12 protein-coding genes and 3 pseudogenes are annotated in these 15201 nt (G+C 69.3%); 7 read left to right on the top strand and 8 right to left on the bottom strand.

What is annotated here, in order from left to right; all coding sequences use genetic code 11:
- Position 1 precedes the first annotated feature (1 nt).
- On the bottom strand, positions 2-760 hold the full coding sequence (locus ABD335_RS25240) for an alpha/beta fold hydrolase (RefSeq protein ID WP_344327643.1): 759 nt from the start codon (positions 758-760) through the stop codon (positions 2-4).
- Positions 761-1134: 374 nt separating this feature from the next.
- Here ABD335_RS25240 and ABD335_RS25235 point away from each other — a divergent pair, with 374 nt between their 5' ends.
- The 6 genes and pseudogenes from ABD335_RS25235 to ABD335_RS30945 form a co-directional block, all read left to right on the top strand.
- A complete protein-coding gene (locus ABD335_RS25235) occupies positions 1135-1668 on the top strand; it encodes a hypothetical protein (protein WP_344327642.1) in 534 nt (177 codons plus the stop codon).
- A gap of 188 nt (positions 1669-1856) precedes the next feature.
- Positions 1857-2183: an acyl carrier protein gene (locus ABD335_RS25230; protein ID WP_344327640.1), complete on the top strand. Its 327-nt coding sequence runs from the start codon at positions 1857-1859 to the stop codon at positions 2181-2183.
- A complete protein-coding gene (locus ABD335_RS25225) occupies positions 2113-2637 on the top strand; it encodes an AMP-binding protein (protein ID WP_344327639.1) in 525 nt (174 codons plus the stop codon). Before ABD335_RS25230 ends, ABD335_RS25225 begins: the two co-directional genes overlap by 71 nt.
- A pseudogene (locus tag ABD335_RS25220) lies at positions 2546-2974 on the top strand (AMP-binding protein); the annotation flags it as partial. The gene ABD335_RS25225 and the pseudogene ABD335_RS25220, both read left to right, overlap by 92 nt.
- A 70-nt stretch (positions 2975-3044) precedes the next feature.
- Positions 3045-3293 (top strand): hypothetical protein, encoded by a 249-nt coding sequence (locus ABD335_RS25215; RefSeq protein WP_344327638.1) that lies wholly within the window; start codon positions 3045-3047, stop codon positions 3291-3293.
- Between the two features lie 86 nt (positions 3294-3379).
- Positions 3380-3493 (top strand): annotated as a pseudogene (locus ABD335_RS30945) (hypothetical protein); the annotation flags it as partial.
- Positions 3494-3515: 22 nt separating this feature from the next.
- On the opposite strand, the gene ABD335_RS30940 reads toward ABD335_RS30945, so the two are convergent.
- Together ABD335_RS30940 and ABD335_RS25205 are read right to left on the bottom strand one after the other, a co-directional pair.
- Positions 3516-4169 (bottom strand): hypothetical protein, encoded by a 654-nt coding sequence (locus ABD335_RS30940; protein WP_425583740.1) that lies wholly within the window; start codon positions 4167-4169, stop codon positions 3516-3518.
- 62 nt (positions 4170-4231) lie between these two features.
- The gene (locus ABD335_RS25205; protein ID WP_344327636.1) at positions 4232-4855 is read right to left on the bottom strand and encodes a GyrI-like domain-containing protein; all 624 of its coding nucleotides are present in this window, start codon (positions 4853-4855) and stop codon (positions 4232-4234) included.
- 1382 nt (positions 4856-6237) lie between these two features.
- On the opposite strand from ABD335_RS25205, the gene ABD335_RS25200 reads away from it, so the two are divergent.
- A complete protein-coding gene (locus ABD335_RS25200; RefSeq protein WP_344327635.1) occupies positions 6238-6915 on the top strand; it encodes an HAD family hydrolase in 678 nt (225 codons plus the stop codon).
- A 134-nt stretch (positions 6916-7049) separates the two neighbouring features.
- Here ABD335_RS25200 and ABD335_RS25195 read toward each other — a convergent pair whose 3' ends face one another.
- The 5 genes and pseudogenes from ABD335_RS25195 to ABD335_RS25175 all read right to left on the bottom strand — a co-directional run bounded on the left by ABD335_RS25195 (position 7050) and on the right by ABD335_RS25175 (position 14762).
- Positions 7050-7631 (bottom strand): hypothetical protein, encoded by a 582-nt coding sequence (locus ABD335_RS25195; RefSeq protein WP_344327632.1) that lies wholly within the window; start codon positions 7629-7631, stop codon positions 7050-7052.
- Between the two features lie 825 nt (positions 7632-8456).
- A complete protein-coding gene (locus ABD335_RS25190; protein ID WP_344327630.1) occupies positions 8457-9005 on the bottom strand; it encodes an RICIN domain-containing protein in 549 nt (182 codons plus the stop codon).
- Positions 9006-9268: 263 nt separating this feature from the next.
- A pseudogene (locus ABD335_RS25185) lies at positions 9269-9546 on the bottom strand (IS5/IS1182 family transposase); the annotation flags it as partial.
- A gap of 1718 nt (positions 9547-11264) precedes the next feature.
- Positions 11265-11444: a hypothetical protein gene (locus ABD335_RS25180; RefSeq protein ID WP_344327627.1), complete on the bottom strand. Its 180-nt coding sequence runs from the start codon at positions 11442-11444 to the stop codon at positions 11265-11267.
- A 1185-nt stretch (positions 11445-12629) separates the two neighbouring features.
- Complete coding sequence (locus ABD335_RS25175; protein WP_344327626.1) at positions 12630-14762, bottom strand: choice-of-anchor L domain-containing protein; 2133 nt, start codon at positions 14760-14762, stop codon at positions 12630-12632.
- Between the last annotated feature and the right edge of the window lie 439 nt (positions 14763-15201).

The raw sequence follows: 15201 nt of genomic DNA, 5'->3' as shown, positions 1-15201 counted from the left end.
GTCAGCGCCCCGCACCGGTACGGTCCGGAGTCACCGCGCCGGACGAGGCCGCGAACACCTCGACGAGTCGCCTGGCGGACTCGACCGGGTACCTCGCGTAGCCGACGTGGCCGCCGGGGAACAGCACCCGTTCACGGCCGAGCCACTCCGCGAGGGCGACCGCGGGCCGGTGGACGGTGTGGGTGCGCGAGTCGCGACCGCCTGCCACGACGATCCGATCCGCCACTGTCGCGAGCGTGGTGAGATCGGGCACGAAACGCGTGACCGGCCTGACGGTGTGGGCCGGGAAGAACGCGGTGTTGTCGTGCGCCTCGGGCAGCGTTGGCGCGGGCCCGTCTTCGAACACGAGCCGGAGCTTGCGCAGGGCCGCCGCCACGCCCTCGCGGCGGAATGTCTCGTGGACGTCGTCGAAGAACGCCAGGTGATCCTCGGCATTCGGCAGCAGCCCCATCGCGGGCGGTTCGTGGGCGATCGTCAAGCGGACCCGGTCCTGGTCGCGGACCGCGAGTTCGAGTGCGACGAGCCCACCCGAGCAACGTCCGAAGACGTGCGCGGGCTCGTCGGGCCCGGTGAGGTGATCGAGCAGGCGGTACGCGTCGTCGGCGTGCTCCTCGATCCGCTGGTCCCTCGGCGGGCCGTCGAGAAGGCCGCGCGAATTGCCCCGCGGGTCGTACGTGACGACGCGGTGATCCGCGGCCAGGACGGCGGCCAGGCGTTTGAAGACGGCCGCGTCGGAGTTGCCGCCCGCGATGAGCAGCACCGGTGGTCCTTCCCCGCGCACTTCGAAGTGAAGCCTCGCGCCCGGTACCGCACGTGTGCCGCTCTCTTGTGGATCCATCGCACTCCAGGACTCGAAGCCGACGCGGCGCCTCAAGGGGCCCGGGGAGATCGCCGCGTGGAGAAACGCGTGGAGCCCACGTCCCGCTTGCCACGCACACGGTCCACTGACTCACACCCGTGTTCCGGGCGGCAAGGGGTGGGCCGGGGGGAACGGGGGTGTGGCCCGGCGCGGTCTTCACAGGGGCAGCGCACGGGGCTTCCGCGCCTCCAGCACCGCTCCCGCGCGCTTGTCTTACGAACGGGTGTGTCGGGCATCACCCCTGTCACGCCGCTCACCGCGAAGGAGGCCGTTTCATGTCCGTCATGAGATCGCGGGCACGCTCGGCAGCCCTGGCAACCGCCGTCACCGTACTCTGCACCGGCGCACTGGCCGCCGGGCCCGCCCACGCGGAACCACTCGCACTGCTGCAGTGCCAAGGAACCGAGTCCGTCGCCTACAGTCCGGGGATCACCTTCCAACCGCAGGACGTCGACATCACCACCGACGGGCGTCTTGGTTCGTGCGTCGACGGCGCGGGTGAAGTGACGAGCGGGGCGTACGGGGAGCGGTTCACCCTCCACGCGGGCTGCAACGACCTCCTCGGCGGATTCCAGGGTTCTCGGACTTTCACGTGGAGCACCGGCGACACCAGCGTCATCGAAGTCGGCGGCAGCAGCACCGCGGTCGCCGGGCAGGTCGTCACCACGCTCACCGGGACCGTCGTCCAGGGCCGTTTCCAAGGCCGCACGGCGACCCAGGTCATCACCCTTCCGCAGCCGGGACTGCTGCTGTGTCTGACCACCGGTGTCACGGGCGCGACCGGGGTGACGACGCTCACCATCGTCTGAAGCCCCGCGCGGCCGGTCGCCGGACGCGGTGGGCCCGGGCCGGTGCGGCTCCCCTTCGGGCTCGGAGACCGGCCCCGGCCCCTGAGCCCGCCGCACGTCCGGGACGCAAGCGGCTTGTTGCCGGTGGAACCCTCTGCCCGGGCTGTCCCACTACCAGAGCGTTCCCTTGCTCCAACGAGGAGAGCCGGTTGTCGGACATCGACGAAGTGCGAAGGATTCTCTCCGACCTGGGAATCGCACAGGATCTCCTGCGCGAGGACGCGCTCTTGCGCGCCCACCTCGGACTCGACTCCGTCGACATCACACAGTTGGAGATCGAGTTCTCCGAACGACTCGGCACCCGTGTCGACCTCTGGGGTGAGCACGACTGCACCCTGCGGCAGCTCGCCGACGCCCTGAGCGGGAACAGGCCGGACCCACAGGTGTCGACGGACTACCGGAGCCGTGGCTGGTGGCGCCCGGACCTGCTGGACGAGCCGCTCCTGGACGGCCCGCGGACATCGGGGCCGCCGTGAGGCACTCGTCGGCGGCGGCCGGGTTCTCACCAGGGCCGAACTGGACGCCGCGGTGTCAGGCTGCGCCGCCCGGTTGGCGCGCTGCGGAACGCACCCCGGCGAGAACGTGCTCGTACAGCTTCCCAACCAGCCCCAGCTCGTCATCCTCGTACTCGCCCTGATCCGACTCGGCACACGCCCGGTTCTCGCTCCGCCAACGTTGCGCGAACACGAACTCGCCCCCGTGCTGTCCTCGGTACGGCCGGGAGCGATGGCCGTACCGGTCCGGCGGGGTCGACCCGGCCCGCGGCCACCTGGACCTCGACGAGTCGGCCGCAGCCGAAGAGGCGGCCCCCGCGGCGAGCGACCACCGGCATCCCTCGGACATCGCCCTGTTCCTGCTGTCGAGCGGCACCGCCGGCGCGCCCAAGCCCATCCCCCGGACGCACGAGGCGTTCGGCCATGTCATCCGTAGCTCGGCGGCGGTGTCGGCGCTGACGCCGGACGCGGTCTACCTCGCAGCCATGCCCGCGACGCACAGTTTCACCTTCGGGCATCCTGGAATCCTCGGTGCGCTCGCCCACGGAGGGAAGGTCGTGCTCGGCGAGTCCGGCGATCCCGCCGGTGCGATGGCGCTGATCGAGCGGGAACGCGTCACGCACTGCGCGCTCACCCCTGCGGTCGCCCGTCAGTGGCTCGCCGCACGTGCCGCCTGGCAAGGGCCCGACCTGTCGAGCCTGGAGGTACTGCAGGTCGGTGGAGCCCGCCCGGACGAGGAAACAGCCAGGCAGTTCAGCGACACCTTCGGCTGCCGGGTCCAGCAGGTGTACGGAACGAGCGAGGGACTGCTGAACTTCTCCCGGTTCGACGACCCCCCTCGAAGTGGTGCTCACCACCCAGGGGCGGTCCATCTCGCCGGGCGACGAGACCCTCGTGGTGGACGACCAGGGTCGCCCCGTCGCCGACGGGGAAACGGGCGAGCTCCTGGCCCGGGGGCCCGGCGTCATCACGGCCTACCACGGCGACCCGGACACCACCTCGTTCACCCCGACGGCTTCTACCGGACCGGCGACCTGGTCCGCCGCCACCCCTCGGGCAACTTCGTGGTCGTCGGACGCGTCAAGGACGTGATCAACCGCGGTGGCGAGAAGATCCCGGCGGGCGAACTGGAAGCACTGGTCCAGAAGCATCCCGGCGTGCGCGCCGCCGCCGTCCCGATGCCTCACCGCGTCCTGGGCGAAACGGTCTGCCTGTACGTCGTCGACGACGGGGAGGGCTCTCCGACGCTGTGGGAGATCCGCCGTTTCCTCGGAGACGGCGGACTGGCCCCGTTCAAACTGCCCGAGCACGTCGTCAGGGTGCCCGCACTGCCCCTGACCGGAGTCGGCAAGATCGACAAGATGCGGTTGTGCGAGGACATCGTGGTCCGGATGGAAGCCGAGTACGGCGGCCGTTGCCCCGCTGAGGGCCCGGTACCGTTGTCGGACGACCATGGTGCGGGAACGGACGCGTCCGGCACGGCGCGGAGAGATGGCGGAGCGGCGCGTCCGCCGGGGTCCCGCGACGGGCGGTGCCCGCGAGCGGCCGTGAACTCGGTGGGGCCGCCACTGGTTCTGCGGGGCACCCGGGCGGTACGACCGCCGGTTGCCGGCCTGTGGTCCCCAGCAGGTCCGTTCCGGAGCGGCGCTCCCGGCCGCGTCGCCGGATGCCCGCACCCGGTACCGGATCGGCTCCGTACGGGTTGCCCTCGCCGACGGTGCTGTGCTCGGAACGCAGGACTGCCGTGGCACCGGACGGGATACGAGCCCTGGTCGTGATCGTCACCGCCCGTCCGTGGGGGAGGGGAGCGGGCGTATGCCCTGCCGGCACACCGGTCATGGAGGCAGGACGATCCCCGCGGTCGCTGCCCGTCGCGATGCCACCGTGATGCCAGGGGCCGGGCTCGGATACCGCCCAGCCGTCCATGGCGGAGGTGTCGAAGCCAGCCGGATCGGTCAGCGCCGGCACCGGCGGGGCCGACAGGGGTGACGTGCCGGACACGTCGCACCGGTACCGGGGTACGGGGGAGGTCAGGCGTGAGCCGGGCTGACCGGTTGGCGGAGGATGGTACGCAGTCGGCTTGGTTCCGTCCGGCGGGCATCGGAGAGGTAGATCTCGTGATGATGCCCGCGAGGGACCAGTTTCTCGGCGGGCATGAACTCCTCGTGCATCCGTGCGATCGTGGGACCCTCCTCGTCATACGGTCCGACGTGAAGGATCTGTACGCACTGCCCCTCGGTGTGGGCGTCGAACCTCACGCGGTGCCCGGCGCTGAGATCCTTCGTCCTCTCGACGTGCTTCATCGCCTCGTCGACCATGGCGGAGGTGACCCAGCTCGGTTGAACGATCATGAGCGTCCAGATCCACTCGTCATGGTCACGGGTCTTGAAGACGCTGAGGTCGTCCGCGTACCACAGCCCTTCCAGCGGGCCTACGGTGTGTGTTCGGCCCAACTCCCTCTTGGCGATCGCGCGCACGGCATAGGCAGTCGTGTACAGAGCCTCGACCGCCGCGCGATAGTCGGCCGACGTGTTGGGGTTGCCGCGGCCGTCCACCATCAGGAAGCTCATGCGCGGTACATCGACGATCTCGAACCGGTCACGCCTGGCCGAGTAGAGGTCTCGCCGCTCCTTCTTGATGTCGTAGTTCTGCATGGGGATGTTCTCTCCATCGTGCTCGGCAACGTCGTGAATCCCATGCGCATCGGCTCCGAGCGTCACCGGCCGCGGCCGACGATCGCCCGGGACCAGGCCCGGAGGCCGCCGTCGCTCGTGAGCTGTGCGTGGACGTCGATGTGCCCGGCAACCGCGCGGTGGCGCCGGTGCGAGGAAGACGCGACGTCGTGCGGGGGAGCGGCGCGCCATCGGCCATTCCGACACGGACGGGGCGGGAGCCGGGGAGGGGGACGGCTTGGATCAGCGCGCGGAGCCACGCGCATACGCGGCTCCCCCGGGCCGCGGCGGAACCGAAGGCGGCGGGCCGTCCACGAACGCCTCGGCCCCCGGTCACCGTCTCCGGTTCGCGTCCATGGCGCGGCCGCTCGGCCGACAACCGCAGGAGGGCGGGAGGGGGCGGGGGAAGCGACTCCACGGTCGCATCCTAGGAGGCGTCGCAGGACTCGGGTGCAGGAATCGAGGAGCGCACCAAGCCGCCGCCACGCTCGAGCACCGCGTCCTGAACGCGGGGGCCGGCCCGGTCCGCGACCTCCCACCCCACGGACGGGAGCCGGACGGGCGGCCCGCCGTGCCGTGGACCTGGACTGGCCCGCCGGCGGTACCGAACGACACCTGACCCGACGACAGAGAGCGGGTCCGCCGAGGGAACCACGGGGCGGAACGTGGTGGCCGACGCGGTGGGTGCTCCACGGGTCCGGACAGTTGGGCCGACCGCGCGCTCAATCAGCGTGGCCGGTCGTGCTGCTCACGCCGGCCTCGCTGTCGTGGACCGCGGGTTTCCGCGGCTGTTCGCGTGAGCGGCAGTGGGTGGGGGTGGCGAGGACGGTCGCGGCGGCCGGTTCGGGCAACCACAGGGCGGTGGCGGTGCCGGGGAGCAGGTGATCGTGTCGATGCCGGTCGCCGCCACGCCGCCGCCACATCGCGCATATCTCGCGGAAAGCCCGCGCGCTGAGAGGATTTCCGCGAACGGGGACCCGGGAACGTGATCGCCTCAAGGATTCCTGCGGAACTCTCGCCGAGGACCACCGTGCGCGACAACCGTCACTCTCGGCTACTCCGTTCCGGTGTCCCTCACCCGTACGTCCATGCGCGGCCGGTCTGCCGGTGCTCCTCGACCGGGATCGGTTTCAGGCCGGGCTGGAGAGGGATCTCCCTGCGGGCGTGGCGGGCGGTCGACCGGGGGCAACGGGCTGACCCACGGCCAAGTCGGGCTCAAGCTGATCCGCCGGTCCGCGTGGGCGACTCGCGAGGGGCGCCCGGGCCCGGAGTCGGGGACAATGACAGCTGTGGGCGGTTCCGGTGGCTTCAGGTCATGCGGTGGGTGCCGATGTGGCTCCGCCTGAGAATCCGGGGATGGATCGATGAGCGAGAAGCGTTGGGTCACCTTCGACTGTTTCGGCACGCTCGTGGACTGGCGCCACGGCATCGCCACCGGCATCGAACTGGTCGCGCCCGGCAAGGGCTGGGAGCTGCTGGACGTCTACAACCGTCACGAGCCGCAGGTGCAGAGCGAGCACCCCGACATGCGCTACAGCGACGTCCTGGCGGAGGCGTTGAAGCGGACGGTCGCCGAGGCGAAGCTCGATCTGGTGGAGGACGACTTGCGCGTGCTGACGGCCGGCATCCCGTTCTGGCCGGTCTTCCCCGAGACGCGGCAGGCCCTGCGCGAGCTGCGGGAGTCCGGCTGGAACCTCGCCCTGCTCACCAACTGCGACCGCGTCATCATCGGCGAGACCCAGCGCCGCCTGCGGGTTCAGTGCGACGCGGTCGTCACGGCCGAGGACTGCGGTGCCTACAAGCCGGCCCACAACCACTTCGAGTACTTCGAGCAGTCCCTCGGTGTCACCCGTGACCGCTGGGTACATGTGGCGCAGAGCTACTTCCACGACATGGTGCCGGCCGGCCGGCTGAACATCACCCGCGTGTGGATCAACCGTCTGAACGAGAGCGACGACCCCTCGATCGCGCATGCCGTCCGCCCTGACCTGAGCGACCTGGCGGCCACCGTGAACGAGGTTCACCGGAAGGCCAACGGCTGACGCAAAAGGGTGATCGGCCGGCTTCATTCCGAGATCGGGTTCTGGCTCGACTTCCGTGGTCGGTCACGGTACGTGTCGGCCGTGGTCGCCCGGCAGTGGTGCGCTGATGGCCAGGTCCTCGCCGAGTTTGGCAGTCAGGTCCATGGCGAGAGTCGGAACGTGGCAGGCAGCCCACTGTCCGGTGAGAGAGAGAGGAAGCCGTGCAGTCCGTCCCGTACGGTACGCAGGATTCCTGGCAGGTCGCCCACCGGGATCTCGATGGGACGCTCGGAAGGAGCGTCTGCCGCGTCTCCACCGTGGGGCCACAACCGGACGACCGGGTCGGCGTGCTCGACCCTTGGCGAGGGGTCGTGGCCGAGCCACGGGGTATCTCCATTCGTGATGTCGAGCCACTCGCGCCAGTCCTCCAAGCCGCAACAGCAGCCCGGGCTCACCGTGACGTCGATGTCCGTGTGGTGGATGCGGAGGCCGCCGGGTGCGATGACTTTGTCCGTCTCCAGCAGACGGCGAATCCGCTCGTGGGCATCTGTCACCGGACGATGGTCGTCGGGCGTCCGGGAGTTGTAGTCGGCGAGGGTCGCCAGTGCAGTGCCGACTTCGAGCGGGGTCATGTGGGGAGACAGAGCCAGGAGCCGATGGGGAGGCAGGCCGGCCACCGGCCACAGGGAGAAGTCGGCGGTGTCCACGGTTTCCAGTACGGCATCCACGATCAACACTGCTTCAGTCTGGCCTCGCGCGGCCCGGCGTGCCCGGCTGTTTCCGCGGAACTCGTGTCGCCAGGAGAACGCGCCTGTGGAGGAGGACGAGGCCGGCGCGGCCGAGCAGGTGCCGTTTGAGCATCTTGGTTCGGTTGGCGTGCCCTTCGACGATGCCGGAGTTCCCGGGCCGGGGGAGGCCGGAGGCCGCCCGCCGGCGCCGGGGTCCACGCGGTGGGCGACCCGGTTGCGACGAGGGGCGGCACACGGAGCGCAACACCGTCGAGCGGGCGGTCAACCGGCTCCGGCGGTCCCGGGCCGTGACCGTCCGCTACGACGAGCGCGGCCATGTCCTTCCGGGCACCGTCACCGTGGCGGCCCCGGTCGTCCGGCTCCGCGCACGATCGCCCGGACGAGCCCCTGGGGCCGCCCCCTCCGGGACAGTTGCTGTGCTCGACGTTGGACGGCAACGCGAGCAGGTAGGCGCGGGCGGTCGCCCGGGGTTCCACTCGCCCGAACCGACCCGCTGTCCGGGGCGTGGCCTGGTCGAACATGGTCCGCCGGCGGGCTGCGTCCATGCTGCGGCCCGCGGCCACCGTACGATCTTCAGGAGCCCACACAACCCTTGATGATCACACGGTGGCCGTTTCGGTGCTCGTGCGGGTCCGACGCAGGATCCCGACGTCACACTGGAGTATTCACGGCTGGAAAGCCGAATCGAAGTCGCTCACCACGCACAGAGGTACCGGACTATTGGCGCGGCAATCGAACCTTTGCGGCCGGTACAGAACGTCGCCCGCTGCCCGGGCGGTCGGCGCCGGGCAGCGGACGAGGGTGACGGCTGTGTCAGACAACCGTGGCGGTCCAGCGCTGCTGCACCTGCCCGTGGCAGTCCCACTGGGTGAGCTGGGTGAGTGCGGCGATGTCGAGGGTCTGGTCCATGCACTTGCCGCTGTACTTGTTGACCAGCGTGAACTGGTTGCTGTTCGCCACGCCCACGCGCGCCCACAACTGATCCTCATAGCCCTTGTTGCAGCCGTAACCGGCCAGCTTGTGGCCGTTTTCCACGCTGTGATAGCCGTTGACCAGACACGTTCCCGACGCCTTGTTCCGCAACTGGAACCAGTCGCCCTGGACGGGGATCACCTCCCACTGCTGGTTCGTCCCGCCGTGGACGGGATAAAGGGTGACCGGGTTGCCCGGCTCCGGCGAGCCGTAGGCCATGTCGGCCACGAGATTGGGGTCCTTGGCCGTGCGAATGACCAGGGTCTGCGCCGCCACCTGGGTGGTTGACGCGTCGGATGCCGCGGCGGTGGCCGGGTTCCCGGTCAGGCTGGTGAGCGTCAGGAGCGACAGGGCCGTGCCGCTGATAGCCGCCCGTCGAACGATGGACATGACCGTCTCCTTTGCGGGTGGGGGGTGTGCGCCGTAGAGGCGTGGTGATGCGGTCATCAGAATCGGGGGGAGAACCACTGCCGGAATATGGTGTGGCGCTCAAACCCCCTGAACGACGGATCCGGCGGCATGAACCAGAGAAGGGAGTGCTTACACACTCCGGTTGCGCATGGTGGCGGATATGATGATCTGACTTTCGTTGCAGGAGGCGGAGTTCGCGATACCTGTGTCGTCTTGGTGAACCTCTTTCGTCCTGGGTGGGATCAGGTCACGAGGGTGTGGGCGGCTTGGACGGTGTGGCCGATGCGCCGGGTTGAGCAGCGGGCTCCGCGCAGTGCTCGCCAGAACTCCGACCCGGCAAAGGCGCGTTCGCCCGTGGCGCGCAGGCGGACGTGGTCGCGGCCGAACCGCTGGTAGTGCTCGGGCTGATCACGGTGGCGGCAGGGAGTGCGGACGGCGGCTCCGGTGCCCCGGTGGGCACGTCGGCCGGGACGAGGACCTGTCTCGTGAGGCAGACCTGCACGGTGTCGTGGGCGCGGGCCGGAGGCGCTGCCCGGCCGGAGGCCGGGGGAGAACGTCGCCGCCGTTTCCTCCGACCGGGGCAGGCCATCCCGACCCTTTGCCTCGCCGCATCGACGTGCAGGCGAAGACGGGCGGTCGGTGCCGGACCTGTTCCGGCGAAACCTCACCGTGACAGGCCCTGACGGGCCTCGGATCGGTGATATCGCCTACCTGCCCATGGTCGGCGGGTAGATCACCCGCTACAGCACCCGCCGACGGCACTCGGCGAACGGACAGCAGGCGCCGATCGCCTACGAACAGCAGTCAGCTACCCTGACACCTGCCCCGTAAAGACACGAACAGGTGTCCACCCTTCGGGGACAAGGCCCGGGCGACCTGCTCGGTGAGCCGGCTCGTGGTCTTCCGCCGACCCGGTCTCCACGACCACCGGCGCAGACACCCCGCGATCGGCCATTTCGCACCCGTCACCTTCGAACGGGGATCGATTACTCCGGCCGCCGCTGCATGACGGTCGGTGTCCACGATCAGAATGGAAGTCCACCATGACGATGGCGCCGAAAGCATGAACACGAAACGGCCGAGCCGGATTCATCCTGCTTCGCTCCGCCATCTCATTCCCCTGGCCTGGTGTTCCGTCACCACCGAAAGGGCGACGGAGCCGAAAGCGCGACGGCGTCGTTGAATTGGAGACCGTGGTGAGTTCCCGTAGTCGCCGAGGTGCTTCGGGGTGCCGCCCCGCCGCGATCTCGGACAGTGTGCTTGAAGGATCCGGGATGGACCATCACGGGCCGATCCCGGGTCTTCGGACAGGTGAAGCTGGAGAACTCCCAGGAAGTATCGGACGGACATGTCGATGCGGGAGTCCACAACCTCCCGGGCCCCGTCGGGATTGTTCTTCGTTGGTAGTCGCGGGCGGAGCTCTCGACCGAGGTGCGGAAGGTCTGGTCACTGTCATAGAGGTGTTGGAGCCGCTGCCGGTGTGTGGCGTAGTCGGGCCAGGTCCGGGCCTCGCCGCAGGTCGGAGGGTGAAGTCGGTGGCGTGCCGGAAGGCGTCGAACCAGTGGCGCCGGCTTTCGACGAATCGCCTGCCCAGTTCGAGGGCGTCGTACAGGGCGCGCTCGGGCGGTAGCTGCAGGGTGAGCCGGTGGATGATGTCGCCGACCAGGACGGTGCGGCGTGGAAAGCGGCGCGAAATCCACCGCAGAATCGCCTCGAGTTCGATGCCTTGGGGTTCTCCATGCTGACCCCGAGGAATCAGCGGTCGTGTCCCTCGAAGCTGTGCCGGTGGGCGGTCGGTGAGACTGCGGCGATCTCGGCCTTGTAGCGCCGTCTCGTCGAAGGGCCACCAGATAGGTCCGGAGCGCGACGACGACACGACCACCGTCTCCGTCCATTGTTCTCCGCCCCCGACCCTTTCGCCCACACCGGCCTCCCTCTATTGCCGACCTATTGCCGACTGTGGTCGGCGCTCACGCTGAAGGCGACCGGCCGGCTCACGGCAGGGCGCACGAGAGGACGGCGGCGCACGGCGTGCAGCGGGAGGTCCGGGACGGCGCGTGCTCCCGGGGCCGCTGCCACAGGAGAATGCCCGCCCACGTGCGGGTGGGAATTCGGCCTCGGTACCGGTTGTCAGCCGAGGGCACGGCGATGGCCACTGTTCGGCAACCCGGTGATCGACTTCTTCACCGGTGCCGTTGTCACTCCGCCCCCTGACCGGGACCGTGCTTCCATCGGCTCCTACCTGGGGTGGAAGGCCCCGGCGGTGTCCGCGACATCGAAGACAGCGTGAGGCAGCCCCTCGACCAGGTCGAACCGGCTGGTGTCGATCGTCGCCGAGCGCATGGCCGCGACGAACTCGCCCTTGTTCGACTTGTCTCCGCCCTCGGCGCGCCGGGGAACCTCCTCCCAGGACATCATGTGCGCGACACGCAGCGCCCGGCCTTTCCTGCTGTTCCGGTCGACCGGAAAACACCGGTGTCACGGCATGAACGTGCAGGTGCTGACCGTCCCGTTCGAGAGGTTGCCGTGGCCCTCCCGCTTCCGTGGAGCGGCGGCCGGCGTGCCAACGGTCCGCCTGCCGTGTCACCCGCCGAACTGAGTGGGGTCCGCACGCGGAGACGTTGCTGCGCGGTCCTGTGGCACATCCGGGGCCGGAAGGTGATCTCGCGGCAGCGGACCGGGTACGTAAGGAGAAACCCGTTGCGGCGGCCGCGGAGTACGGTCGTATCGCCGAGCGGCTTGAGCAGCCCCCAACCTCCCGCACGCACGGTCGCTGCGTGCCCGGCAGGCCGCTGCGCTGCACGCGGCCGGCGATCACGACGCCGCCGTTCGCGTGGGCCCGTTCCGCATGGCGCGCGATCCGGCAGACGGCCGTGCCCTCAACGTACGCCAGGCCCCTCGTACGACTGGTCGAGCAGCGAATTGAGGCGGACGACGCATCGATCCGCACCGTGAACGTCCTCGGGCGTCCGGCAGAGTCCGGGATTGGGCCAGGCCGGCTGGTGCTGCTGTGCGTGCCGTCTCGGAGGCGATCGGGCTGCGCAGCCCGAGTCTCGGGAGCGGCGGCGTCGCGGAACGCGGCGAGCAGGCCGGACATCGCCGGCTGTGCCGCGGTGACCTGCCGTATCACGGCGCCCACGGTCCGGACCGGTCCGTTCTCTGATCCTGCGTACGACGATGTACGGATGCCGGTTGACCAGCCCCGGCCGCGGCATCACGCCGATGCCCGGGTCCGTGACGGCGAATCCCTGCGCCGTCGTGTGGTCCTCGCTCCTCCCCCGAAGTCCAGCCCGACCCGCCGGAGAGCCGGGGAACCGAGCCCGTCGGGGGGCGTCATCTCACCGGCGCTCATGGGCCACCGCAACCGGCCCCGTACCCGGGGGCACGGAGGGAGGTTCGGATGACGGCGGGCACCCGAGGCGACACGTTGCGGATGTCAACGGTTCCTCTCCCGGCGTGCGGCGACCGGGCGTGCGGCCTGTGCCGCTCCCGTCCGGAGGTGTTCGGTTCCGCCGTCCGGCCGCAGCAGGGTCGGCTCGTACGACGCGACCGGGGCGTGCCGTCGCAGACGACGGCACGCCCCGGCCCCTTACGCACGGGCGGTCAGCTGTGGATCACGATGGATCCTTGGCTGATCGCGGTCGTCGCCGCGGCGTCGTCCGTGGCGCCCGGTTGGTTGTCGAACACGACGATGTCGCTGTCGGTGTCCCAGATCTTGATCCGGTAGGTGTCGCTACCGCCGTTCTTGTCGGCGTCCACCACCGAGACCAGGAACCTGTAGCCTCCTTCACCGTTGATCGTTCCGGTCCCCTTGTAGATCGCCTTGCTCCCGCTGACGACCAGCCAGTCGTACGACGTGGAGTGGAAGTTCATGCTTCCGGCCTTGAACTGGAACTGGGTCTGCCCGTTCGGGGTGGTGGCGCCCTTCTGGTACTTCGACACGAATCCGAACCGTCCGGGGCCGCTCACCGATGGGTCGGCGGGGTAGGAGCCCTCGGGGACGTCGATCCAGCCGCCGCCGGTGACGAAGCCGGCCGTCGGGTCGTAGACGACCACGTAGTTCGGTGAGCACTTCTTGTCGGAGGCGCCGTCGTCGTCGGTGACCGTGAGACAGATCGTGTAGATGCCGGCCGCGGTGTAGGTGTGGGAGCCGTCGACTTCTCCGCCGGTGGCCGTGGGATCGCTCGTGGAGCCGTCTCCCCAGTCCACGGAGGCGGTGTGGGTGTCGTTGGCACCCGGGTCGGTGTAATCGGCCTCCAGGGACACCGGGGTGCCGACCGCCACCGGATCCACCGGCGTGGAGACGCCGCCGATCGACGGTGCCGCGTTCGTCACCGTCAGGTCGGCGGTGTTGAACACCGGCGAGTTGACGCCGTCGTCGGTGGTGAGCTTCAGCCGGTACTCGCCGTCGTCGGTGCAGGTGACGGTGGTCTTCAGGGCCGAGTCGTCCCCGAAGGCGCAGGCCGCTCCCGCGTCCACTCCGCTGACCGGCTCGTAGGTCCACTTGTGGGTGAGAGGATCGCCGTTGACGTCACTCGCGGTCGCGTCGAGGGCGATCGCGGACCCCTCGGCCCCGGAGTAGGGGCCGCCGGGGTCGTTCTCCGGCGGCGTGTTCTTCCAGGTGGCCTTGGCCGACGCGAAGGGTTCGTTGGCGCCGCACGCCCCGTTCCCGTCGATGTCGTAGCAGGCACTGATCGAGTCGACTCCGACCGTCGTGCCGGTGTAGGTGAAGGTCGCCTTCCCCGCGGCGTCGGTGGTGTCCGAACCCGAAACGGCGTGTGCGCCCGAGGTCTGGAAGAGGATCGGCGCGTCGGGGACCGCCGGCGACTCCGCACCGATCTCGCCGAGCGTCGCGGTGACGGTGTGGTCCGTGCCGGTGTCCATGGTCGCCTCGGCCGGGGACAGATCGAGTTGGTAGGTCTTGGGTTGTGCGCCGGACCTGCACTGGGTCTCCGGATCGGGTACGAATCCCGTGCGCAGGTTGTCGACGAACGTCGCCGAGTCGAGGATGCGGTCCCCCTGGTCGAAGATGGACAGGTAGAGCGTGTGGGCGCCCGGGGTGACCTGCTTCGCGGCGGACAGCAGTGGGGTGGCTCCGTCGTAGGTGGTGCCTGCCGCGTTCTCCGCGCTGAAACCGCCGAGGCCCACCGCGTTGACGCTCACGACGTCGTTGTCGGCGTCGAAGGCGAAGTTGTTCGGAGCGCTGATCTCGCTGCCCGCCGTGGTCCAGTTGCTGTTGTCCAACTCCGCGATGAAGGCGTCGTTGAAGGGGCTTCCGACCCACTCCGGATATTCTTCGCTGTAGAACTGGAAGTCGAAACTCAGACAGTTTGCCGTCTCGGGTACCTGCAGGTCGACCTTGAAGACCGACACGTCGAAATCCGTGTTGCCCCGGACGTTGCCACCGGACAGGTCGGTCGTCTTGTCCCCTTCCGAGTTCGGGTCGTCGGCCGAGGCGGCATTGCCGCTGGTCAGAATGGTGAACGTGGATCCGTTGGTCGGAAAGTTCGACAGCGCCGAATCTCCGAAGCCGTTGGCCGCGGCACCGGGCAGACTTTCGAATCCCGCACCGACGACGTCTGTTCCCGGTCCGGCCAGGGCCGAGGCCATGGCACTCGCGTTCGAGTTGTTGTCGATGGCCGCGACGGCCGGCGAGGCCATCAGCAGCGTCGACGTTCCGGTGAGGGCCAGGACTCCGGTACCACCCACCAGGCCACGCAGCCATATCCTTCTCATGGCATGCGAAAACGTTCTCGACATGATCCCCCCAACTGCGTCGAGGGGCCGGAAAACAGTGCGCGAAAGCGCCCCACCCCTGTGAGCGAGAAACCGGCCCCCTGCGACTCGCTTGGCACCGTGGGAAGCTAGCACGTGTCCGACAATGGGGGATAGACGAGAAACACCGACCGGTGTCGCAGCGGGATCGGGGAACACATCTCTCTGCACTCGTACGCCGATTGACATTTCCCTCGCGCTCCCCCCTCACCGCTGTGAGAGAAGAAAACGCATGAATTACAGTGGCCTCTGTGAAACGAGACGCCTTCTGCGTCGGCTGGTCTCCCGCGCGTCTCGGGACGGGGGAGAGCCCGTCTCGCCCGGGAAGTGCGGCCCTGCGGGATTCAGCCCCCGAAGAGCGTGGAGGTGCAGGAACACGGTGATGGCGGAGACGGTGACC

This window comes from Streptomyces macrosporus (assembly GCF_039533145.1).
GTDB classification, from domain to species: domain Bacteria; phylum Actinomycetota; class Actinomycetes; order Streptomycetales; family Streptomycetaceae; genus Streptomyces; species Streptomyces macrosporus.
Note: the sequence above shows the minus strand (reverse complement) of the source record. Positions and strands in the feature narration are given on the sequence as shown.

What these genes read in the sequence shown, in the direction of transcription:
- ABD335_RS25190 (WP_344327630.1), bottom strand. Translation starts at nt 9,005, where the DNA reads ATGTCCATCGTTCGACGGGCGGCTATCAGCGGCACGGCCCTGTCGCTC.
- ABD335_RS25235 (WP_344327642.1), top strand. Translation starts at nt 1,135, where the DNA reads ATGTCCGTCATGAGATCGCGGGCACGCTCGGCAGCCCTGGCAACCGCC.
- ABD335_RS25180 (WP_344327627.1), bottom strand. Translation starts at nt 11,444, where the DNA reads ATGATGTCCTGGGAGGAGGTTCCCCGGCGCGCCGAGGGCGGAGACAAG.
- ABD335_RS25205 (WP_344327636.1), bottom strand. Translation starts at nt 4,855, where the DNA reads ATGCAGAACTACGACATCAAGAAGGAGCGGCGAGACCTCTACTCGGCC.
- ABD335_RS25175 (WP_344327626.1), bottom strand. Translation starts at nt 14,762, where the DNA reads ATGAGAAGGATATGGCTGCGTGGCCTGGTGGGTGGTACCGGAGTCCTG.
- ABD335_RS25200 (WP_344327635.1), top strand. Translation starts at nt 6,238, where the DNA reads ATGAGCGAGAAGCGTTGGGTCACCTTCGACTGTTTCGGCACGCTCGTG.